This is a genomic window from [Acidovorax] ebreus TPSY (assembly GCF_000022305.1).
GTDB lineage: Bacteria > Pseudomonadota > Gammaproteobacteria > Burkholderiales > Burkholderiaceae_C > Diaphorobacter > Diaphorobacter nitroreducens.
This window is the reverse complement of sequence record NC_011992.1, coordinates 1,739,703-1,762,552: the sequence shown is the minus strand read 5'-3', so window position 1 is coordinate 1,762,552 and position 22,850 is coordinate 1,739,703. Positions and strand designations below refer to the sequence as shown.

Below are 22,850 nucleotides of genomic sequence, written 5' to 3'. Positions count from 1 at the left end.
ATGGCCGCATCAGGAGTGCCCGCCATCGTGTTGTTTCGGTTGTTCGAAAATCGTGTCCCCCCGTACCCTGCGGCCGAGCCGACCGTGCCGCCCGCCGGGTTCCTCGCCTTCGTGTGGGCCAGCACGCGCGGCCTGCGCGGCTATGTCGGGGCCATGGCCGCCCTGTCTGCCGTGGTGGCCATCTACGAGGCGCTGCTGTTTGCCGTGCTGGGACGGGTGGTGGACTGGATCGCCGCCACTGCGCCCGAGCGCTTCTGGGCCGAGCGCGGCACGCTGCTCGCCGGGGTGGCTGCGGTGCTGGTCGCCAGCATTGGCATAGTGGCGCTGCAGACCACCGTGCGCCACCAGGTCTTGGCCATCAACTTCCCGCTGCGCCTGCGCTGGAACTTCCACCGGCTGATGCTGGGCCAAAGCATGGCGTTCTATGCGGACGAGTTCGCGGGCCGCATCACCACCAAGATCATGCAGACCGCGCTGGCCGTGCGCGACATGATCTTTACCACCTGCGACGTGGCGATCGGCATGGGCGTCTACCTGGTCACCATCCTGGCACTGGCGGGCGGCTTTGAATGGCGGCTGCTGCTGCCCTTTCTTGCGTGGGCGCTGTGCTACGCGGCCGCGTGCTGGTACTTCGTGCCACGCCTGGGCCAGGTGAGCAAGGCCCAGGCCGACGCGCGCTCCGTCATGACCGGCCGCGTGACGGACGCTTACACCAACATCGCCACGGTGAAGCTGTTCTCGCACACGCGGCGCGAGGCCGAGTTTGCCCGCGCGGCGATGGACGCGTTCAAGACCACGGGCTACGCACAGATGCGGCTGGTCAGCCGCTTCGAGATCGTGAACCACGCCCTGGTGGTGGGCATGATCCTCGGCGCCTGCGGCACGGCGCTATGGCTGTGGTCGCGGGGCGAGGTAGGCGCCGGCGCGGTGGCCGCGGTGACCGCGATGGCACTGCGCGTTTCGGGCCACGCCCACTGGGTGATGTGGGAGATGACCACGCTGTTCGAGAGCGTGGGCACCATCCAGGACGGCATCAACACCCTCACCCGCCCGCGCACGGTGGTGGATGCGCCCGATGCCCGCCCGCTGCAGGTCACGCGTGGCGAGGTGCAGTTTGAGAACGTGCGCTTCGGCTACCGCGACGGCGCGGCAGTGATCGACGGGCTGAACCTCACCATCCGCCCAGGCGAGCGCATCGGGCTGATCGGCCGCTCCGGCGCGGGCAAGTCCACGCTGGTCAACCTGCTGCTGCGCTTTCATGACGTGCAGGGCGGACGCATTCTGGTGGACGGGCAGGACATCGCCCACGTCACGCAGGACAGCCTGCGCCAGGCGATCGGCATGGTCACGCAGGACACTTCGCTGCTGCACCGATCGATGCGCGACAACATCCTGTACGGCCGCCCCGATGCCTCCGAGGAAGACATGCGCCTGGCTGCCGAACGCGCCGAGGCCGTGCAATTCATCGACGAGCTGACCGACCTGCAGGGCCGCAGCGGCTACGACGCCCAGGTGGGCGAGCGCGGCGTCAAGCTCTCGGGCGGGCAGCGCCAGCGCGTGGCGATCGCGCGCGTGATGCTCAAGGACGCCCCGATCCTGCTGCTGGACGAGGCTACCAGTGCGCTGGACTCCGAGGTGGAGGCTGCCATCCAGCAGAGCCTGGACGGACTGATGCGGGGCAAGACGGTGATCGCCATCGCGCACCGCCTGTCCACCATCGCCGCCATGGACCGGCTCATCGTGCTGGACGCCGGCCGCATCGTCGAGGAAGGCACGCACGCACAGCTGCTGGCGCAAGGGGGTGTCTATGCGCGGCTGTGGACGCACCAGAGCGGCGGCTTCATGGGACAGGACCCGGACGAGGCCTGAGCGATACAGGATCGGCCGCGCACGATCATGGCAATCGAGACAGAAATAGGCCTCCGAGGCAATACTGACAAGCGCCAACAGCTCTTATAACAATAGCACAAGAGACTGAAGAGTCCCGGTTCAGCTCTGCTCCTCGGGGCCCAGGGGATGGGGGCGCGGCGGCTCGTGCGGCGGCAACTGCAGGAACAGCGCCGTGGCCGCCAGCGTCAGCACACCCATGCAGGCAAACGTGGCGCGGAACGCGTGGAGCGTGTCCTGCGCATCTGCGGCGCCAAAGTAGCCCTGGAAGCTCGCCAGCACCGCCCCGGCAGCCGCCACCCCCATGCCCATGGCCAGCATCTGCACCATGGACAGCAGGCTGTTGCCGCTACTGGCATGACCCGTGTCCAGGTCCTTGAGCGTGACCGTGTTCATGGCCGAGAACTGCATGGAGTTCACGCCGCCAAACGCCGCCAGCTGCACCATCAGCAGCCACGGGGGCTGGCCGGGCGTGATCAGGCAGAAGCTGGCGATGAGCAACGCCAGCGCGCAGGTATTGACCACCAGCACCTCGCGATAGCCCCAGCGCCGCACCATGAAGGTGACCACAGGTTTCACGGCCATGCTGCCCAGCACCGTGGGCAGCATCATCATGCCCGCCTGCATGGGTGCGTAGCCCAGGCTGACCTGCAGCACCAGCGGGATCATGAAGGGCATGCACGAGCTGCCCAGCCGCGAAAACAAGTTGCCCAGCAGCCCCACGCGCAGCGTGCGCACCGCGAACAACCCCGGCACAAACAGCGGCGCATCGCTGCGCAGCGCATGCAGCCAGTAGGCCGCCAGACTGGCCAGGCCAAAGATCATCATCACTAGCGACGACGCGCTGCGCGCACCACCGCCGGCCATGCCCTCCACCGCCAGCGACACGGCCGCCATGCCAAAGGCCAGCAGGCCATAACCCACGGCGTCGAATCCACGCACGGCCAGCACCTCTCCCGCCGCCATGAAGCGCCGCGCGGCCATCAAGCCCACCAGCCCCACGGGCACATTGACCCAGAAGATCCAATGCCAGGAGGCGTACTCCACCATCCAGCCGCCCAGGGTCGGCCCGATCAGCGGCCCCACCAGCCCGGGAATCGCCACGAAGCTCATGGCGCGGATGAACTCGTCGCGCGGAAACGCCCGCAGCACCGCCAGCCGCCCCACGGGCAGCAGCAGCGCACCGCCCAGCCCCTGGACCACGCGCGCGCCCACCAGCAGCGGCAGCGTGGACGACAGCGCGCACAACACTGAGCCGAGCACGAACAACGCGATCGCCGACATGAACACCCGCCGCGTGCCGAAACGGTCCGCCAGCCAGCCCGACGCCGGAATCAGCACCGCCATGGCCAGCGAATACGCCACGATCACCGAGTGCATCTGCAGCGGGCTCTCGCCCAGGTCGCGCGCCATGGCCGGCAAGGCCGTGTTGACGATGGTGGCGTCCAGCGTCTGCATGAAGAAGCCCAGCGCGACCACCCACAGCAGCGGCTGGCGCGAAGTGGGGGAAACAGGTCCACGCGTCATGAAATCGCCCATGGCGGGCTCAGAAAAGAAGGCCAAAGTGTGCCATTGGGGCCCGTTTGCGGACTAATGCGCTGGTCATATCCGTCAAAACGATGTTGGGCCCTGTTCACCAAACATGAACCGCTATCAAAGTAGAAGCACTTTCCCGAGATGGTGAGTGGCAGGTATGCGGAGGCACTGCACCCCATCACCGGGCAAAACCCAGCAAGACGTTGCCTATCGCCGCGGGCACGTTCATGAAAATCCACGTAAATCAACTATTTACTATCAGTTGTCGGCAGATTTCCCGTCATGCCGTGGTACCCTCGCGCCCCATGTTTCGTCGGTTGTGCCTGCTGCTGCTGCTTTGCTCGAGTGCCTACGCCGCTCCCTCCCCCGAGGTAGAGCGGGCAGCCGCCACCCCTGCAGCCAGCATTGACCGCAGCCTGCTCGTCCAGTTGCAGGACGTTCAGCACAACGTGGCAGACCGCACCTCCTCCCTGATTTCCACCGCCATGGGCTTCATCGGCGTGCCATACCGCCGGGGTGGCAGCAGTGCCGAGACGGGTTTTGATTGCAGCGGCTTCGTGCGCGCCATCTACGAGCAGGCCAAGGGCATGGTGCTTCCACGCCGCGCCAACGAGCAGGCCGCCGCCACCGAAGTCATCGACAAAAAAGACCTGCAGCCCGGCGACCTGGTGTTCTTCAACACCATGCGCCGCGCGTTCAGCCACGTAGGCATCTACGTGGGTGACGGCAAGTTCATCCATGCCCCGCGCTCCGGTGCGCAGGTGCGCGTGGAAGACATGGGCGCTTCCTACTGGCAGCGGCGCTTCAACGGTGCACGGCGCGTGACCACGGACGAAGACGCCGCCGCCATGGCCATTTCCGCGCGCTCTCCGGCCGCCAACTGAGACCGGGGCCGGCACCCTGTCCGGCACTGCTGTAGTAATTGCGGTAAGTAGCTACGCACCGGGCCAGCGTTTTCAGTGCCTGCACATGGGGTGACGGTGTGCAAGCCACACAGGTGTCCTGAGTCTCCTTCCAGCCATGACCACACCCACTACGCGCTTTTGGCTCATGAAATCGGAGCCCGACGAGTGTTCCATTGACGACGCATTGGGCGCTCCGGGCGCCACCGTGCCCTGGACCGGCGTGCGCAATTACCAGGCGCGCAACTTCATGCGCGACGAGATGCAGGTGGGGGATGGCGTGCTCTTCTACCACTCAAGCTGCCCTGCACCCGGTATCGCCGGCATTGCACGCATAGCCTCGGGCGTACGCCCCGATCCCACACAGTTCGACCCTGAATCCCCTTACTACGACCCCAAGTCACCCCTTGAGAAACCCCGGTGGCTGCTGCGGGACGTGCAAGCCGTGCGCAAGACACGGCTCATTGGCCTGGCGGAACTGCGCGCCCATCCCGAGTTGGCGTCGATGCGCGTACTGCAGCGAGGCAACCGGTTGTCGATCACGCCGCTGCAGCCCCAGGAGTGGACCTTCATCACGCAGGTGCTCGCGGCAGACTAGCGGGCCGCGCGGGTGTCCCCGCCACGCATCAACAGGCTGGAGGCTGGAGGCTGGAGGCTGGAGGCTGGAGGCTGGAGGCTGGAGGCGGGAGGCGGGAGGCGGGAGGACTGGAGGCGGGAAGAGGGAATCCCCGCCAGAAGTCCAACCTTCATCAACCCGCCCCCTTGGCGCGCAGCAGCGCTACCAGCTCCGGCACCAGCGCCTGCGGCCCACCCTCGGCAACGGCGGCGGCAAAGGTGTCGTGCACGGCCTGGGCAATGCCATCGGCCGCACCGCCGTCGTGCGCCATGGCGGTGTAGTAGCCCATGTCCTTGAGCGCGTTGGACATGAAGAAGCGCAGCCCGGAGGGGTCCTGCTGCAGCAGGTAGGGCCGCAGGCGCTCCAGCGCCACGCCGCCGCCGCCGCCCTTGGCGAGAACATCCAGGAACACCTGCGGGGCCACGTCGGCCGCCAGCGCGCACGCGGCAGCCTCCGCGATCAGCGACACGCTGCCCAGCGACACATAGTTGTGCAGCAGCTTCATGCGGTGGCCGCTGCCCACGGCACCGGTATGCGTGATGTTCTCGGCAAAGCACTGCAGCACCGGGCGCACTTCGTCGAGCAGTGCGGCCTCGCCGCCCACCAGCAGGTTCAGCCGGCCCTCGGCGGCCTCCTTGGGGGTGCGGGTCATCGGCGCATCCAGAAACCGCCCGCCGGCCGCCGCCACGGCGCGGGCGACGGGTTCGGTGGACGAGGGAATGGCCGTGGAGCAGTCGATCACCACGGTGCCGGGCTGCAGGGCGGCCAGGGCGCCCTCCTCGCCCAGCAGCACCGCCTCTACCTGGGGCGATCCCGTCACGCACAGGATGAGCACCTGCACCTGTCGCATCAGTTCATGCACCGATGCGGCGCTGGCCACGCCCTGGGCGCGCAATGCATCCAGGGGCTGGTTGCCAGGGTGCTCCAGCACCGTCAGCGCATAGCCCTTGCGGGCGATATTCATGGCAATGCCGTGGCCCATCAGGCCTACGCCGATCAGTCCGATGCGAGGGGTGTTCATGTGCTGCGTTTCAACCGGTGGGTGGGAAGCGGTGTCCACCGCATTGTGGCGCGCGGAGCCCCTTCAACCCACCGCCGCCGTATCCCGGAAAACCAGTACCTTCAGCGACCGCTCCTCGTCCACATCGGCGAACGCCGCCGGGTTGGGAACGCGTTCCACGAACGCCAGCGAAGGCGCCTGGGATCGCATCTGCTCGCGCAGAAACTCCATCCCGAGCTCCGGCGCGTTCAGGCACAGCAGGGCGTGGCCGCCCGGCATCAGCAGTTCCGGCAGGCGCCGCATGAGCCGCGCATAGTCCTTGGTCGCGACGAAGCTGCCCTTCTGGTAGGACGGCGGATCCACGATCACCAGGTCGTACGGCCCGCTGCGCGTGATCTTGCCCCACGAGCTGAAGATGTCATGCGCCAGAAAGCGGGCACCGGCGCCCAGCCCGTTGAGCTGGTGGTTCTGCTGCCCGGTGGCTATGGCACCCCGGCTCATGTCCACATTCACCACCTCTGCCGCGCCCGCCTGCAGCGCAGCGACCGAAAACGCACAGGTATAGGCGAACAGGTTGAGCACCCGAGCGCCGCGCCCGGTGCGTGCGCGGTGGTTCGCCACATGCGCGCGCACCCAGCGACGCCCTTCGGCCATGTCCAGGAACAACCCGTGGTTCTGCCCGCGCAGCACCTGGACGCGCAGGCGTGCGCCATCCTCGGTGACCACATGCGGCTCGGGCACCTCGCCCGCCATCAGCCGCGTATCGCTGCGGCCCTCGATGCGCAGCGCCTCGCCGCGGTGCTGGAACACCCAGTTCAGCGGCTGCCCTGGCGCCACCTGCTGCCAGCGTGCGCGCAGGGCGCCGTCGATGGTGGCGAGTGCGTCGTCCGTCACCGGGGCGAAGCTGGTGAGCACCAGCACGGGTGGATAGGCATCCAGCGTCCACTGCTCGCTGCCGGGAAACCGCCCGCCACGCCCATGGAAGATGCGGCAGGCCTCAACGGGCGGAGTGAGGGTGGCGATGGCGTCGAGCAGGGCTTGCATGAGTGGGGTCGGGCGCAAAGAAAAATAGGCATCAAAATGCCCTCTAACGCAGATTGTGCCAGCGCTAACAGCTATGGTTTTTACGTTATCGTCACGGTTTCATCCGCTCCGTTCAAGGCTTTTGCATGACCTTCGCTGACAACCTGCGCCAATTGCCCTCCATCGCCCACCTGGCAGCCCTGCAACTGCTGGACGACGCCGGCCAGGTGGTGGCCACCATTCCCAACCAGCAGGGCAAGACGGGCTCGCTGACCGTGTACGCCGCGCTGGCCGCCAAGCACGGTGGCATCACCGTCGCCGCGGCGCAGGAAGGCCTGGAACTGTTCGCCGAACACACCGCCGATGCCCGCCAGCATCCCGGCAGCCACCCCAACATCGACCGGCTGCTGCAGGTGATCGAGACGGGCCAGGGCTACCGCGTGGCACTGGTGCAGGCCTGAACTGCCACGCACACTCGCCAACCCAGCACCTCATACTAAAAAACGCCTCCAGCCCTTGCACAGCAAGCGCTAGGCGCTATCAAAAGCATAAAAAAAGCAGCCAGAGGCTGCTTTTTTGCTACGGCCGCGGCCTTTACCTGCGCTGCGGCGGCACGTCCGTGCAACTGCCGTGGGCAATCTCCGCCGCCATGCCGATGCTCTCGCCCAGCGTGGGGTGCGGGTGGATGGTCTTGCCGATGTCCACCGCGTCGGCGCCCATCTCGATGGCCAGGGCGATCTCGCCGATCATGTCGCCGGCGTGCGTGCCGACGATGCCGCCGCCCAGGATGCGGCCGTGGCCGTGCGCCTCGGGGCTGTCGTCGAACAGCAGCTTGGTAAAGCCTTCGTCGCGGCCGTTGGCGATGGCGCGGCCGCTGGCCGCCCAGGGGAACAGGCCTTTCTTGACCTTGATGCCCTGCGCCTTGGCCTGGTCCTCGGTCAGGCCCACCCAAGCCACTTCGGGGTCGGTATAGGCCACGCTCGGGATCACGCGGGCGTTGAAGGCGGCGCTTGCCAGTTCCTTGTTGCCCTGCAGTTCACCGGCGATGACCTCGGCCGCCACGTGCGCCTCGTGCACCGCCTTGTGCGCAAGCATGGGCTGGCCCACGATGTCGCCGATGGCGAAGATGTGCGGCACGTTGGTGCGCATCTGGATGTCGACGTTGATGAAGCCGCGGTCCGTCACGGCGACGCCGGCCTTCTCGGCGGCGATCTTCTTGCCGTTGGGCGTGCGACCCACGGCCTGCAGCACCAGGTCGTACACCTGGGGCTCGGGCACCGTGACGCCGTCCTTGGCGGGCGCGAAGCTCACCTTGATACCTTCGGGCGTGGCCTCGGCGGCCACCGTCTTGGTATTCAGCATCACGTTGTCGAAACGGTGCTGGTTCATCTTCTGCCATACCTTGACCAGGTCGCGGTCGGCGCCCTGCATCAGGCCGTCCATCATCTCCACCACATCCAGGCGCGCGCCCAGCGTGCTGTACACCGTGCCCATTTCCAGGCCGATGATGCCGCCGCCCAGGATCAGCATGCGTTTGGGCACGCCCTGCAGCGCCAGCGCGCCGGTCGAGTCCACCACGCGAGGATCGTCGGGCATAAAGGGCAGGCGCACCGCCTGGCTGCCGGCGGCGATGATGGCGCGCTTGAACGCCACCACCTTCTTGGCGCCGGTCTTGTCCTGGCTGGTGCCGGTGGTTTCCTCCACCTCCAGGTGGTTGGCGCCGACGAAGTGGCCGTAGCCGCGCAGCACGGTCACCTTGCGCATCTTGGCCATCTGCGCCAGCCCGCCGGTCAGCTTGCCGATGACCTTTTCCTTGTGGCCGCGCAGGGTGTCGATGTGGACCTGCGGCGCGCCGAAGTCGATGCCGGCGCTCTTCAGGTGGCTCACCTCGTCCATCACCGCGGCCACGTGCAGCAGCGCCTTGGAGGGAATGCAGCCCACGTTCAGGCACACGCCGCCCAGGGTGGCGTAGCGCTCGACCAGCACCACGTTCAGGCCCAGGTCGGCGGCGCGGAAGGCGGCGCTGTAACCGCCGGGGCCGCCACCCAGCACCAGCACATCGCACTCCACGTCGGCACTGCCGCCGAAGCTGGCTGCTTCGGTTTTAGGAGCTGCTGGCGCTTGAACAGCGGGCGCTGGAGCCGGTTTTGACTCAGATGGCGGTGCGCTGGGTGTGCTCGCCGCGGCAGGGGCCGCAGCCGGCGCCGCCGCACCCTGCGCCACTTCCAGCGTCAGCAGCACGGAGCCCTCGGCCACCTTGTCGCCCAGCTTGACCTTGAGCTCCTTGACCACCCCGGCGTGGCTGCTGGGAATCTCCATGGAGGCCTTGTCGGACTCCACGGTGACCAGGCTCTGCTCGGCCCGGATGGTGTCGCCCGGCTGCACCAGCACTTCGATCACGCCCACCTCGGCGAAGTCGCCGATGTCGGGCACCTTGATGTCGATGATTGCCATATGTTGTGCTCCGTCCTTACAGCAGGATGCGGCGGTAGTCCGCCAACACCTGACCCAGGTAGGCGTTGAAGCGCGCGGCAGAGGCGCCGTCGATCACGCGGTGGTCGTACGACAGGCTCAGCGGCAGCGTGAGGCGCGGCACGAACTGCTGGCCGTCCCACACGGGCTTCATCTGGCTCTTGGACAGGCCGAGGATGGCCACCTCGGGCGCATTGATGATGGGGGTGAAATGCGTGCCGCCAATGCCGCCCAGCGAGCTGATCGACATGCTGCCGCCCTGCATGTCGGCCGCACCCAGCTTGCCGTCGCGGGCCTTCTTGGCCAGCTCGGCCATCTCGGCGCTGATTTGCAGGATGCCCTTCTTGTCGGCATCTTTCAGCACAGGCACCACCAGGCCGTTGGGCGTGTCGGCCGCAAAGCCGATGTGGAAGTACTGCTTGTAGACCAGCGCGTCGCCGTCCAGGCTGGCGTTGAACTCGGGGAACTTCTTCAGCGCCGCGACCACGGCCTTGATGACGAAGGCCAGCATGGTGACCTTGACGCCGCTCTTCTCGTTCTCCTTGTTGGTGGAGACGCGGAAGGCTTCCAGTTCGGTGATGTCGGCCTCGTCGTTGTTGGTGACGTGGGGAATCATCACCCAGTTGCGCGACAGGTTGGCGCCGCTGATCTTCTTGATGCGCGACAGCTCCTTGCGCTCGACGGGGCCGAACTTGGCGAAGTCCACCTTGGGCCACGGCAGCAGGTCCAGGCCCACCCCGGAGCCACCCGCAGCGGGCGCCTTGCTGCCCTGTGCCTGGGTCTGCAGCGCACCGCTCATCACCTGGCGCGTGAAGGCCGCCACATCCTCCTGCGTGATGCGGCCCTTGATGCCCGTGCCCTTGACCTCCGCCAGCGGCACACCCAGTTCGCGGGCGAACTTGCGCACCGAGGGGCTGGCGTGCGGCAGGCCCGGCGTGGGCGTCGAGGGCTGGTGGGCCGGCACGGGCGCCGTTGCCGTTGCCGCAGCTGGTGCGGGCGCGGAGGCCTGAGCCGCCACGGGCGCGGCAGCGGCCGGAGCGGAAGCGGCCGCTGGTGTAGAACCCTGCGCCGGGGCGGCAGCCGGTGCAGCGGCGGCACCTTCAAGCACCGCCACGAGATCGCCCACATTGATCTTGTCGCCGATCTTGACCTTGAGCTCCTTGAGAACGCCGGCGGCGGGCGAAGGGATCTCCATCGAGGCCTTGTCGGACTCCACGGTGAACAGCGACTGCTCCACCTTGACCGCATCGCCGGGCTGGACCAGCAACTCGATCACGGCGACGTCCTTGAAGTCACCGATGTCGGGCACACGCACCTCAACCGCGCCACCACCCGCAGCAGGGGCGGCGGGTGCAGCAGGCGCGGCAGGCGCTTGCGTTTCGATAGCTGCCGGCGCTTGCGCGGCGGGCGCTGGAGCCGGTTTTTCATCAGAAGCAGCGGCTTCGCCCGTGGCCTCCAGCACGGCGATCACGCTGCCCTGCTTGACCTTGTCGCCCAGCTGGACCTTGAGTTCCTTGACCACACCCGCGTGGCTCGACGGGATTTCCATCGAGGCCTTGTCGGACTCCACGGTGATCAGCGACTGCTCCGCCTTCACCGTGTCGCCCACCTTGACCAGCAGCTCGATCACGCCGACTTCGTCGAAGTCGCCGATGTCGGGAACCTGGATGTTTACCAATGCCATGTCGTGTCTCCCGGGCCATCAGGCGTGCAAGGGGTTGATCTTCTCGGTCTGGATGCCGTACTTGGCAATCGCCTCGGCCACCTTCGCCTTGGGCAGCTTACCCTCGTCGGCCAGTGCGCTCAGCGCGGCCACGGTGATGTAGTGGCGGTTGACCTCGAAGTGCTCGCGCAGGCGGTAGCGGAAGTCGCTGCGGCCAAAGCCGTCGGTACCCAACACGGTGTAGGAGCGCCCTGCGGGGACGAAGGCGCGGATCTGCTCGGCGTAGTTCTTCATGTAGTCGGTGGACGCCACCACGGGGCCCGGGCGGCCGCCCAGCTGCTGCGCCACGAAGGACACGCGCGGTGTCTCCAGCGGGTGCAGCAGGTTCCAGCGCGCCACGTCTTGGCCCTCGCGGGTCAGCTCGTTGAAGCTGGTGCAGCTCCACACGTCGGCCTGCACGCCCCAGTCGGCGGCGAGCAGCTTCTGCGCCTCGATCGACTCGCGCAGGATCGAGCCCGAGCCCAGCAGCTGCACGCGCTTGTCACCCTCGGCACCGGCCTTGCACAGGTACATGCCCTTGATGATCTGCTCTTCCGTGCCCGGCTGCAGGCCCGGCATGGCGTAGTTCTCGTTGAGCAGCGTGATGTAGTAGTAGACGTTTTCCTGCTTCTCCACCATGCGCTTCAGGCCATTCTGCATGATGACCGCCACCTCGTGCGCGAAGGTCGGGTCGTAGCTCACGCAGTTGGGAATGGTGTTGGCCAGGATATGGCTGTGGCCGTCCTCGTGCTGCAGGCCTTCGCCGTTGAGCGTGGTGCGGCCCGACGTGCCTCCCAGGATGAAGCCGCGCGCCTGCATGTCGCCCGCGGCCCAGGCGAAGTCGCCAAAGCGCTGGAAGCCGAACATCGAGTAGTACACGTAGAACGGGATCATGATGCGGTTGTTCGTCGAATACGACGTCGCCGCAGCGATCCACGAGCACATGCCGCCCGCCTCGTTGATGCCCTCCTGAAGAATCTGACCGGCCTTGTCTTCCTTGTAGTACATCACCTGGTCGCGGTCGACCGGGGTGTAGAGCTGGCCCTTGGGGTTGTAGATGCCAATCTGGCGGAACAATCCCTCCATGCCGAAGGTACGCGCCTCATCCACCAGGATGGGCACCACGCGCGGACCCAGGGCCTTGTCGCGCAGCAGCTGCGTGAGAAAGCGCACGTAGGCCTGGGTGGTGGAGATCTCGCGGCCCTCAGCGGTGGGCTCCAGCACGGCCTTGAACGTCTCCAGCGCCGGCACGGTGAAACTCTCGTCGGCGTGCGTGCGACGCTGCGGCAGGTAGCCGCCCAGGGCCTTGCGGCGCTCGTGCAGGTACTTCATTTCCGGCGTGTCGTCGGCCGGCTTGTAGTAGGGCAGCTTGTCCAGCTCGCTGTCGGGGATCGGGATGTTGAAGCGGTCGCGGATGTACTTGATGTCCTCGTCCGACAGCTTCTTGGTCTGGTGCACGGTGTTCTTGCCCTCACCGGCCTTGCCCATGCCATAGCCCTTGACGGTCTTGACCAGCAACACCGTGGGCTGGCCCTGGTGTTCATTGGCCGCATGGAAGGCGGCATACACCTTCTCGGGCTCGTGACCACCGCGGCGCAGTTCCCAGATTTCGTCGTCGCTCAGGTGCTCCACGAGCTTGGCCGTCTCGGGGTACCTGCCAAAGAAATGCTTGCGGATATACGCGCCGTCCATGGCGCGGTAGGTCTGGTAGTCGCCGTCCAGCGTCTCCATCATCAGCTGCTTGAGCTTGCCGCTCTTGTCGCGTGCCAGCAGCTCGTCCCAGCCCTTGCCCCACAGCAGCTTGATGACATGCCAGCCCGCACCGCGGAAGTCACCCTCCAGCTCCTGGATGATCTTGCCGTTGCCGCGCACCGGGCCGTCCAGGCGCTGCAGGTTGCAGTTGATAACGAAGATCAGGTTGTCCAGGTTTTCACGTGCGGCCAGGCTGATCGCGCCCTTGCTCTCGGGCTCATCCATCTCGCCGTCGCCCAGGAAGATCCAGACCTTGCGGTTCTCGGTATTGGCGATACCGCGGGCATGCAGGTACTTGAGAAAGCGCGCCTGGTAGATGGCCATCATCGGCCCCAGGCCCATGGACACCGTGGGGAACTGCCAGAAGCCCGGCATCAGCTTGGGGTGCGGGTAGCTGGACAGGCCTTTGCCGCCTACTTCCTGGCGGAAGTTTTCGAGCTGGTCCTCGGTGATGCGGCCTTCCAGGTAGGCACGGGCGTAGATGCCGGGCGCACTGTGGCCCTGGAAATAGATGCAGTCGCCGCCGTGGCTCTCGCTCTCGGCGTGCCAGAAGTGGTTGAAGCCCGCGCCCCACATGGAGGCCAGCGAAGCGAAGGAGCCGATGTGGCCGCCCAGGTCGCCGCCGTCATGCGGATGCAGGCGGTTGGCGCGCACCACCATGGCCATGGCATTCCAGCGCATGTAGGCGCGCAGGCGCTTCTCGATGGCGATATTGCCCGGGCAGCGGGCCTCCTGGTCCGGCTCGATGGTGTTCACGTATCCCGTATTGGCGGAGAACGGCAGGTCAATACTGCTCTGGCGGGCCTGCTCCAGCAATTGCTCCAGCAGGAAGTGGGCACGCTCCGGCCCCTCCTTGTCGATCACTGCCGACAGCGCGTCCAGCCATTCGCGGGTTTCCTGTTGGTCGATGTCGGTAGCGGTCAGGACTTTGGTCGGATCAGACATACCTGTCTCCTTGATTCAGTGGCAATAACGGTAATACGGGCGCGAGTTTCGCACAAATTTTCATCATTTCAAATGATGCTTTTTCATCTCTTAATATGAAAAATTGCTGCGATTGCACATTATTTCTTCAGATGAAATCGCCCCCGCGAAGCCTTTAAACTCCGCGCCCATGGAGTCTCCTGTCGCGCCCTCTTCCACCGTGTCTGCCGTTAAAACCCCGGCGCGCTGGTGGCGTGCCTGGTGGCGCAGCCTCTCGCCCACGCGCCAGGACCGGTTCGCGGCGCTGGCGCCCGTGGCATCGGTGCTGATGTTCCTCGCTGCCATCGTGGCCTCGTTCTGGTATTTGCGCACGGAAGAGGTGGAACGCGAGAAGGAAGCCCTCAGGCGCGACGTGGAATACGCCCAGCAGCGCGTGCGTTTGCGCTTGCTGGAGCGGCAAGAGCAGATCATGCGCATCGCGCGCGATCTATCCAACCAGGATGTGGAGCGCGCGGACTTCGGCAGCCGCGCCGAGCCGCTCATCAGCCAGTACCCCGAGCTGCAGGCCATCACCTGGATTGACGAGCGCCGGCGTATCCGCGCCAGCCACGCCGCGCCCGCCGTGACCAGCAGCCAGCTGCGCGTGGGCGGCGAGGTGCTCAAGCCCGGCGAGACCACCAACCTCTTCAACGCCGTCCGCGACCTGCAGCAGCCGCTGTATTCGCAACCCACGGCCACCGAGGGCGAGAGCGCTCCCCTGCTGCAACTGCAGGTGCCCCTGTCGCCCCAGGGCAAGTTCGGCGGCGTGGTGCTGGCGGAATACTCCATCGACAGCCTGCTGCGCTACGGCACTCCCACGGAGGTGCTGGCGCGCTACGCCGTCACGTTGCTGGACGGCAATGGCCGCACCTTGGCGGGCACGCCCCTGCCCCCGCGCACCAATGCGCTGCTGCCCTGGACCACCAAGGCCAACCAGTACGAGATCCCGGTCTCCCCGGTGGGCAACGGCCTCGTGATGCGGGCGCAGGCGTACCGTACGTCGCTGGGCGTGGTGGGCAGCGGGCTGTTCTGGCTCGTGGGCACGCTCAGCGTGATGACGGCATGGATGCTCATCGCCACCTGGCGGCACACGCGCAGGCGGCTGCAGGCCCAGGAAGCACTGGTGGCAGAAACCAACTTCCGCCGGGCGATGGAGAACTCCATCCTCACCGGCATGCGCGCGCTGGACCTGGAGGGCCGCATCACCTATGTGAACGCCGCGTTCTGCCAGATGACAGGCTGGACCGAGGCCGAGCTGGTCGGGCAGACCCCGCCCTACAGCTACTGGCCCGAGGGCGAATATGAGTCGCTGCACGCCAATCTGCGGGACGAACTCTCGGGCAAGACCGTGCCCGGTGGATTCCAGGTACGCGTGCGGCGCAAGAGCGGCACGCTGTTCGATGCACGCCTGTACGTCTCACCGCTGATCGACGCACGCGGTCACCAGACAGGCTGGATGACCTCGATGACCGATATCACCGAGCCCAACCGCGTGCGCGAGCAACTCACCGCCTCGCATGAGCGCTTCACCATCGTGCTGGAGGCGCTGGACGCCTCCGTCTCCGTGGCGCCGCTGGGGAGCGAGGAGCTGCTGTTTGCCAACCGCCTGTACCGCCAATGGTTCGGCTCGCAGACCAGCGGCCACCTACAACTGGTGGCGCAGGCGGGCGTGCTGCCCACCTCCTACAGTTCCGGCGGCATGGACGACGAAGATGGCCTGATGGGCCTGCCCACCGACTCGCTGACCAGCGCCCGTTCGGAGAACGCCGAGATCTACCTGCCCGATCTGGGCAAGTGGCTGGAGGTGCGCTCGCGCTACCTGAACTGGGTGGACGGCCGTTTGGCGCAAATGGTCATTGCCACCGACATCACGCCGCGCCGCCAGGCCGAGGAGCAGGCCGCGCGCCAGGCCGAACGCGCCCAGTCGGTCAGCCGCCTCATCACCATGGGCGAGATGGCCTCCAGCGTGGCCCACGAACTCAACCAGCCGCTCACCGCCATCAGCAACTATTGCAGCGGCATGGTCTCGCGCATCCAGGGCGGCCAGATCAGCGAGGAGGCACTGCTCACGGCGCTGCAAAAGACCGCCCACCAGGCGCAGCGCGCCGGCCAGATCATCCAGCGCATCCGCGCCTTCGTGAAAAAAAGCGAACCCAACCGCACGCTGGCCGACGTGCACGAGATGGTGAGCGAAGCGGTGGAACTGGCCGACATCGAGCTGCGGCGCCACAACGTGCACCTGACGCACTACGTCGCCGCCCGGCTGCCCCAGGTGATGGCCGACACGATCCTGATCGAGCAGGTGCTCATCAACCTGATGAAGAACGGCGCCGAGTCCATCGCCCAGGCCCACCGCCCCCCATCCGGGCGCAGCGTGGAGCTGCGCGTGGTGCCGCGCCATGTGGATGGCCGCGGGGTGATCGAGTTTTCGGTGCAGGACACGGGCAAGGGCCTGGCCCCGGAAGTGCTGGCGCACCTGTTCGAGGCATTCTTCTCCACCAAGAGCGAAGGCATGGGCATGGGCCTGAACCTGTGCCGCAGCATCGTCGAGTCGCACCAGGGCCGGATGCACGCGGAGAACCTCTACAATGGATCGGAGGTCACCGGCTGCCGGTTCTCCTTCTGGCTTCCGCTCGCCACTGCTGCGGATGCCACTATCAATTCCGCAGCAACGTCAACCCCAAGGACTATTGCATGAGTTTGATTCCGAAAAAAGGCACCGTCTATGTCGTCGACGACGACGAAGCCGTCCGCGACTCGCTCCAGTGGCTGCTGGAGGGCAAGGACTACCGTGTACGCTGCTTTGATTCGGCGGAATCGTTCCTCGCACGCTATGACCCGCGCGAAGTCGCCTGCCTGATCGTGGACATCCGCATGGGCGGCATGACGGGCCTGGAGCTGCAGGACCGCCTGGTCGAACGCAAGTCGCCCCTGCCCATCGTCTTCATCACTGGTCACGGCGACGTCCCCATGGCCGTGAACACCATGAAGAAGGGCGCGCTGGACTTCATCCAGAAACCTTTCAACGAAGAAGAGTTGCTGGGCCTGGTTGAGCGCATGCTGGACCATGCACGCGAAGCCTTTGCCGACTACCAGCAGGCCGCCAGCCGCGACGCGCTGCTGTCCAAACTCACCAGCCGCGAGGCGCAGGTGCTGGAACGCATCGTTGCCGGCCGCCTGAACAAGCAGATCGCCGACGACCTGGGCATCAGCATCAAGACGGTGGAGGCGCACCGCGCCAACATCATGGAAAAGCTCAACGCCAACACCGTGGCCGACCTGCTCAAGATTGCCCTGGGGCCAGGTAGCGCCAAGGCCTAATTGCTCCGTTTTTAATAGCTGCCTGCGCATACCAGACAAGCGCCAGGCAGCTTTTTCATTTGTATCGTGGATTCATCAATGACAGCCCAACTGATCGACGGCAACGCCCTCTCCCGCCAACTGCGCACTGAAGTCGCCGCGCGCACGGCCGCGCTGAAAAGCCGCGGCATCACCCCTGGCCTCGCAGTGGTGCTGGTGGGCGACAACCCTGCCAGCCAGGTCTACGTGCGCAACAAGGTCAAGGCTTGCGAGGACGTGGGCTTTCACTCGGTGCTGGAAAAGTACGACGCCAGCATGAGCGAAGAACAGCTGCTGGCGCGCGTGCAGGCGCTGAACAACGACCCCAGCATCCACGGCATCCTGGTGCAACTGCCGCTGCCCAAGCACATCGACGACCACAAGGTCATCGAAGCGATCTCGCCCCTCAAGGATGTGGACGGCTTTCACGTCGCCAGCGCCGGGGCACTGATGGTGGGCCAGGTGGGCTTCAAGGCCTGCACGCCTTACGGCTGCATGAAGATGCTCGAATCCATCGGTATGAAGGACCTGCGCGGCAAGCACGCCGTGGTCATCGGTCGCTCCAACATCGTGGGAAAACCCATGGCCATGATGCTGCTGGCAGCCAACGCCACCGTCACGGTCTGCCATAGCGGCACGGCGGATCTTGCCGCCATGACGCGCCAGGCCGATGTGGTGGTGGCTGCCGTGGGCAAGCGCAACGTGCTCACGGCCGACATGGTCAAACCCGGCGCCGTGGTGATCGACGTGGGCATGAACCGCAATGACGAAGGCAAGCTCTGCGGCGACGTGGACTTCGAGGGCGTCAAGCAGGTGGCGGGCTACATCACGCCAGTGCCCGGCGGCGTGGGCCCGATGACAATTACCATGCTCCTGGTGAACACCCTGGAAGCGGCTGAGCGCCTCTGACGCGAGGCACCCCTGACCCGAGTGCCGGTGGGCGCGCGTTTGCGCCAACGGCTTGAACCCACTCACGGCAACGCCATCTAAGCCAGCATGAGCAATCCCCTCCTCGACTTCTCGGGCCACATTCCCTTCGACCGCATCACCCCCGCCGACGTAGCCCCTGCGGTGGATGTGCTGCTGCAACGCGCAGACGGCGCACTGGAAACCGTCACCCAGCCGGACTTCCCGGCCCGCTGGGATGCGATTGCGCAGGTACTGGATGTCGCCACCGAGGAACTGGGCCGCGCATGGGGCGCCGTCAGCCACCTCAACAGCGTGGCGGACACGCCCGAGCTGCGCGCCGCCTACAACGAGGCGCTGCCCAAGGTCACCGAGTTCTGGACCCGCCTGGGCGCCGACGAGCGCCTGTACGCCAAATACAAGGCGATCGACCCCACCACGCTCAACCCGGAACAGCGGCAGGCGCACAGCAATGCGATCCGCAACTTCGTGCTGTCGGGCGCCGAGCTGCAGGGCGCAGCCAAGGAGCGCTTTGCCGCCATCCAGGAACGCCAGGCCGAGTTGCAGCAAAAGTTCAGCGAGAACGCGCTGGACGCCACCGACGCCTACGCCTACTACGCCACGGCCGAGGAGCTGGACGGCGTGCCGGCCGACGTGCAGAACGCCGCCCGCGCCGCGGCCCAGGCCGAGGGCAAGGACGGTTACAAGCTCACGCTGAAGATGCCGTGCTACCTGCCGGTGATGCAGTTCGCCACCAGCAGTGCCCTGCGCGAGAAGCTCTACCACGCCTACGTCACACGCGCATCGGACCAGGCCAGCGGCGACGCCGCGCGTTTCGACAACACCGCCGTGATGGCCGAGATCCTCGCGCTGCGCAAGGAAGAGGCGCAGCTACTGGGCTATGGCAACTTCGGCCAGGTGTCGCTGGTGCCCAAGATGGCGCAATCGCCCGAACAAGTCATCCACTTCCTGCGGGACCTGGCGCACCGCGCCCGGCCCTTTGCGGAGAAGGACGTGGCCGATCTGCGCACCTTTGCTGCGGAACATCTGGGCCTGGCCAACCCCCAGTCCTGGGACTGGCCCTACATCTCCGAGAAACTCAAGGAAGCGCGCTACGCCTTCAGTGAGCAGGAGGTCAAGCAGTACTTCACGGCGCCCAAGGTGCTGGCCGGGCTGTTCAAGATCGTCGAGACGCTGTTCGAGGTGGCCATCCGCCGCGACGTTGCGCCCGTATGGAACAGCGCCGTGGAGTTCTACCGCATCGAGCGCGGCGGCGAGCTGGTGGGTCAGTTCTACCTGGACCAGCCTGCCCGCCAGGGCAAGCGCGGCGGGGCCTGGATGGACGATGCGCGCGCCCGCTGGCTGCGCCCGGACACGGGCCTGCTGCAGACACCGGTGGCGCATCTGGTGTGCAACTTCGCCGATGGGGTGGACGGGCGCCCACCCCTGCTCACGCACGACGACGTGATCACCCTGTTCCATGAATTCGGCCATGGCCTGCACCACATGCTCACCCAGGTGAACGAGCGCGACGTGTCAGGCATCAGCGGCGTGGAATGGGACGCCGTGGAACTGCCCAGCCAGTTCATGGAGAACTTCTGCTGGGAATGGGAAGTGTTGCGCCACATGACCGCCCATGTGGACACGGGCGAGCCGCTGCCGCGCCCGCTGTACGACAAGATGATCGCGGCCAAGAACTTCCAGGCCGGCATGGCCACGCTGCGCCAAATCGAGTTCGCGTTGTTCGACATGCTGCTGCACACCGAGCACGACCCCCAAGGCGACGTGCTGGCGCTGCTGGACCGCGTGCGCGACGAGGTGGCCGTGCTCAAGCCTCCCGCCTTCAGCCGCTCGGCCCACACGTTCAGCCATATCTTCGCGGGCGGCTACGCGGCGGGGTATTACAGCTACAAGTGGGCCGAGGTACTCAGCGCCGACGCGTATGCCGCGTTCGAGGAAACTGCCGGCGCGGGCGGGGAGCCCAGCGCGGAGACCGGCCGGCGCTACCGCCAGGCCATCCTGGAAGCGGGCGGCAGCCGCCCCGCCATGGACTCCTTCAAGGCCTTCCGCGGGCGCGAACCCACACTGGACGCGCTGCTGCGCCACCAGGGCATGGCAGCATAAAAGTGAGCGGTTCGCGCTTGTCTGCCGGGCGTTTGCGCCTGCTTTCTACTGGAAAATGGCTTGCAGCAAGCGCGACCAGCTATTATTTTTAAGAAACCAAGAGGAGAGGAACCCATGTCCATCATTCGCAACGCTGCCGTGTTGGCCACCACATGCGCCACGGCCGCCCTGCTGTCCACGGCCGCGCTGGCCCAGCAGGTGTACCGCATCGTCGGGCCGGATGGCAAGGTGACCTTCTCCGACCGCGCTCCTGCCGCAAACGCCGAGGGCACAGCGGTCGGCGCCGGACCACGCAGCGGCGGCGGCGGCGCCGAGGCCCTGCCCTACGCTCTACGCCAGGTGGCCACGCGCTTTCCCGTGACGCTGTACACCAGCAGCGACTGTGTGCCCTGCAACAGCGCGCGCAATCTGCTGATCAACCGTGGCATTCCTTTCACCGAGCGCACCGTCAGCACCAACGAGGACATCGACGCGCTCAAGCGCATGAGCGGTGAATCCAGCCTGCCCTTCGGCACCATTGGCGCACAGCAGCTGCGGGGCTTTTCCGACACCGAGTGGACGCAGTACCTGGACGCCGCCGGCTACCCCAAGCAGTCGCAATTGCCGCCGAACTACCGCCGCCCTGCGGCAGCCCCGCTCGTTGCGGTGCCTGCGCAGCCTGCAGCACCGGCTGCGGACAAGGCGTCCGCTGCTCCCGCACGACGCCCCTCAGCGCCACCGGCAGCGCCCACGGGGCCGTCTCCCTCCAATCCGGCCGGCATCATTTTCTAAAAGCGAGGGGATGCTCGGCGCGGCATTGCCGCGCCACTGCCGTCCACCGTCTTACAGGGACAGCGTACGCACGCCCTGTGCCGTGCCCAGCAGGCAGACGTTGGCCTTCTGCAGCGCAAACACGCCCACCGTCACCACCCCCGGCCATTGATTCACCTCGGTCTCGAACGCCAGCGGATCGCTGATGGTGAGGCCGCGCACATCCAGTATGTGTTGGCCGTTGTCGGTCACGAGCGGTTGGCCATCCTTGAGACGCAGCGTCGCCTGCCCCCCCAGCGACTCGAAGCGCCGCGCGATGTACGCGGCGGCCATCGGAATGACCTCCACCGGCAGCGGGAACGCGCCCAGCACGTTCACCAGCTTGGACTCGTCCGCTATGCACACAAAGCGCCGTGCCAGCGCGGCGACGATCTTCTCGCGCGTGAGGGCCGCCCCTCCGCCCTTGACCATGTAGCCGTTGCCGTCGATCTCGTCGGCGCCATCGATGTACACCGACAGCAAGCGCACGTCGTTGGCGTCCAGCACGGGGATGCCCAGCGCCTTCAGCCGCGCCGTGCTGGCTTCGGAGCTGGAAACCGCGCCGCGGATGCTGTCCTTGATAGATGCCAGCGCGTCAATGAACTTGTTGACGGTAGAGCCGGTCCCCACGCCCACCAGTTCGCCCGGCACCACATATTGCAGTGCAGCTTGGCCGACCAGGGTCTTGAGTTCGTCTTGGGAAAGGGATGTGGGTGCAGTCATGGGGGAAAATCCGGAAAGATCATTGAATTATCCCCATGTCTCTGCTGCCCTACGCCCTCGCCCGCTCCTTTCTCTTCGGCATGGACGCCGAAGCCGCCCACGAACTCACCATGGACATGCTGGCGCGCGGCCAGCGCACGCCGCTGCAATGGGCCTGGTGCAACGAAACCGTGAGCGACCCCATCGAACTGGCAGGCCTGCGCTTCCCCAACCGCGTGGGCCTCGCGGCGGGGCTCGACAAGAATGCCCGCTGTATCGACGCGCTGGCCGCCATGGGCTTCGGCTTCGTGGAGGTTGGCACCGTCACGCCCCGTGCGCAGCCCGGCAACCCCAAGCCGCGCATGTTCCGCCTGCCCGAGGCGCGTGCGCTCATCAATCGCCTGGGCTTCAACAATGAAGGGCTGGATGCCTTTGTTGCCAACGTGCAGCGCTCGCAGGTCCGCACACAGGGCCGCGGCCAGAGCAAACTGCTGCTGGGTCTGAACATCGGCAAGAACGCCACCACGCCCATCGAAGACGCCACGCGCGACTACCTCACCTGCCTGGAAGGCGTGTACCCGCATGCCGACTACGTTACGGTGAACATCAGTTCGCCCAACACGCAGAACCTGCGCGCTCTGCAGAGCGATGCGGCGCTTGACTGCCTGCTGGGCGCTATTGCCGAACACCGCGGACAGCTCGCCGCCGCCCAGGGCCGCCGCGTGCCCATCTTCGTGAAAATTGCGCCGGATTTGGACGAGGCCCAAGTGGCCGTGATTGCCACCACACTTCAGCGCCACGGCATGGATGGCGTGGTTGCCACCAACACCACCATCCGCCGGGACGCCGTGCAGGGCCTGCGCCATGCCGGCGAGACTGGAGGCCTGAGCGGTGCACCCGTGCTGGAAGCCAGCAACGCCGTGATCCGCCAGCTGCGTGCCGCGCTGGGCCCGGCTTTCCCGATCATAGGCGTGGGCGGCATTCTGAGCGCCGAAGATGCTGTGAGCAAAATCCGCGCAGGCGCCGATGTCGTGCAGATCTACACCGGCCTGATCTATGAAGGCCCTGCCCTCGTGGGCCGTGCGGCCAAGGCGATCCGCGATCTGCGTTAAAAACGGACCGAGAAAAAAGGCCGCG

General features: G+C 66.3%; 17 protein-coding genes. 10 read left to right on the top strand and 7 right to left on the bottom strand.

Annotated features, from left to right (window positions below; translation table 11 throughout):
* Positions 1–1,869, top strand: a complete 1,869-nt coding sequence (locus DTPSY_RS08370) for an ABC transporter ATP-binding protein (RefSeq protein WP_238526587.1) — start codon at positions 1–3, stop codon at positions 1,867–1,869.
* Positions 1,870–1,989: 120 nt separating this feature from the next.
* Here the strand turns inward: DTPSY_RS08370 and mdtD are convergent, their stop codons facing one another.
* The gene (mdtD, locus tag DTPSY_RS08365) at positions 1,990–3,426 is read right to left on the bottom strand and encodes a multidrug transporter subunit MdtD (protein WP_015913213.1); all 1,437 of its coding nucleotides are present in this window, start codon (positions 3,424–3,426) and stop codon (positions 1,990–1,992) included.
* Between the two features lie 302 nt (positions 3,427–3,728).
* Here mdtD and DTPSY_RS08360 point away from each other — a divergent pair, with 302 nt between their 5' ends.
* Entirely contained in the window at positions 3,729–4,307 is a 579-nt protein-coding gene (locus tag DTPSY_RS08360; protein WP_015913212.1) for a C40 family peptidase, read from the top strand.
* A gap of 136 nt (positions 4,308–4,443) precedes the next feature.
* The gene (locus DTPSY_RS08355; protein ID WP_015913211.1) at positions 4,444–4,923 is read left to right on the top strand and encodes an EVE domain-containing protein; all 480 of its coding nucleotides are present in this window, start codon (positions 4,444–4,446) and stop codon (positions 4,921–4,923) included.
* Between the two features lie 151 nt (positions 4,924–5,074).
* Here DTPSY_RS08355 and DTPSY_RS08350 read toward each other — a convergent pair whose 3' ends face one another.
* On the bottom strand, positions 5,075–5,962 hold the full coding sequence (locus tag DTPSY_RS08350; protein ID WP_015913210.1) for an NAD(P)-dependent oxidoreductase: 888 nt from the start codon (positions 5,960–5,962) through the stop codon (positions 5,075–5,077).
* A gap of 63 nt (positions 5,963–6,025) precedes the next feature.
* Positions 6,026–6,985 carry a class I SAM-dependent methyltransferase gene (locus DTPSY_RS08345; RefSeq protein WP_015913209.1) on the bottom strand — a complete coding sequence of 320 codons (960 nt, stop codon included), beginning with the start codon at positions 6,983–6,985 and terminating at the stop codon, positions 6,026–6,028.
* A gap of 125 nt (positions 6,986–7,110) precedes the next feature.
* On the opposite strand from DTPSY_RS08345, the gene DTPSY_RS08340 reads away from it, so the two are divergent.
* Positions 7,111–7,425, top strand: a complete 315-nt coding sequence (locus tag DTPSY_RS08340) for a DUF2322 family protein (RefSeq protein ID WP_015913208.1) — start codon at positions 7,111–7,113, stop codon at positions 7,423–7,425.
* Between the two features lie 133 nt (positions 7,426–7,558).
* Here DTPSY_RS08340 and lpdA read toward each other — a convergent pair whose 3' ends face one another.
* Genes lpdA through aceE form a run of 3 tightly spaced genes read right to left on the bottom strand, consistent with a single transcriptional unit; the run spans position 7,559 to position 13,835 of the window.
* Entirely contained in the window at positions 7,559–9,418 is a 1,860-nt protein-coding gene (gene lpdA / locus DTPSY_RS08335; RefSeq protein ID WP_015913207.1) for a dihydrolipoyl dehydrogenase, read from the bottom strand.
* 16 nt (positions 9,419–9,434) lie between these two features.
* Positions 9,435–11,120, bottom strand: coding sequence for a dihydrolipoyllysine-residue acetyltransferase (gene aceF / locus DTPSY_RS08330; RefSeq protein ID WP_015913206.1), 1,686 nt, complete (start codon positions 11,118–11,120; stop codon positions 9,435–9,437).
* Positions 11,121–11,138: 18 nt separating this feature from the next.
* Positions 11,139–13,835 carry a pyruvate dehydrogenase (acetyl-transferring), homodimeric type gene (aceE, locus tag DTPSY_RS08325; protein ID WP_015913205.1) on the bottom strand — a complete coding sequence of 899 codons (2,697 nt, stop codon included), beginning with the start codon at positions 13,833–13,835 and terminating at the stop codon, positions 11,139–11,141.
* Positions 13,836–14,004: 169 nt separating this feature from the next.
* Here aceE and DTPSY_RS08320 point away from each other — a divergent pair, with 169 nt between their 5' ends.
* The 5 genes from DTPSY_RS08320 (at position 14,005) to DTPSY_RS08300 (ending at position 20,993) form a co-directional block, all read left to right on the top strand.
* Complete coding sequence (locus DTPSY_RS08320; RefSeq protein ID WP_015913204.1) at positions 14,005–16,551, top strand: PAS domain S-box protein; 2,547 nt, start codon at positions 14,005–14,007, stop codon at positions 16,549–16,551.
* The gene (locus DTPSY_RS08315) at positions 16,548–17,174 is read left to right on the top strand and encodes a response regulator transcription factor (RefSeq protein WP_011805358.1); all 627 of its coding nucleotides are present in this window, start codon (positions 16,548–16,550) and stop codon (positions 17,172–17,174) included. The genes DTPSY_RS08320 and DTPSY_RS08315 overlap by 4 nt, the downstream gene beginning before the upstream one ends.
* Positions 17,175–17,252: 78 nt before the next feature.
* Positions 17,253–18,101 carry a bifunctional methylenetetrahydrofolate dehydrogenase/methenyltetrahydrofolate cyclohydrolase FolD gene (folD, locus tag DTPSY_RS08310; protein WP_015913203.1) on the top strand — a complete coding sequence of 283 codons (849 nt, stop codon included), beginning with the start codon at positions 17,253–17,255 and terminating at the stop codon, positions 18,099–18,101.
* An 87-nt stretch (positions 18,102–18,188) separates the two neighbouring features.
* Positions 18,189–20,222, top strand: coding sequence for a M3 family metallopeptidase (locus DTPSY_RS08305; RefSeq protein WP_015913202.1), 2,034 nt, complete (start codon positions 18,189–18,191; stop codon positions 20,220–20,222).
* Positions 20,223–20,336: 114 nt separating this feature from the next.
* Positions 20,337–20,993, top strand: a complete 657-nt coding sequence (locus DTPSY_RS08300; RefSeq protein WP_015913201.1) for a glutaredoxin family protein — start codon at positions 20,337–20,339, stop codon at positions 20,991–20,993.
* Positions 20,994–21,044: 51 nt separating this feature from the next.
* Here the strand turns inward: DTPSY_RS08300 and rpiA are convergent, their stop codons facing one another.
* Positions 21,045–21,734: a ribose-5-phosphate isomerase RpiA gene (gene rpiA, locus DTPSY_RS08295; RefSeq protein ID WP_015913200.1), complete on the bottom strand. Its 690-nt coding sequence runs from the start codon at positions 21,732–21,734 to the stop codon at positions 21,045–21,047.
* Positions 21,735–21,769: 35 nt separating this feature from the next.
* Here rpiA and DTPSY_RS08290 point away from each other — a divergent pair, with 35 nt between their 5' ends.
* Positions 21,770–22,825 (top strand): quinone-dependent dihydroorotate dehydrogenase, encoded by a 1,056-nt coding sequence (locus DTPSY_RS08290; RefSeq protein ID WP_015913199.1) that lies wholly within the window; start codon positions 21,770–21,772, stop codon positions 22,823–22,825.
* The last annotated feature ends 25 nt before the right edge of the window (positions 22,826–22,850 follow it).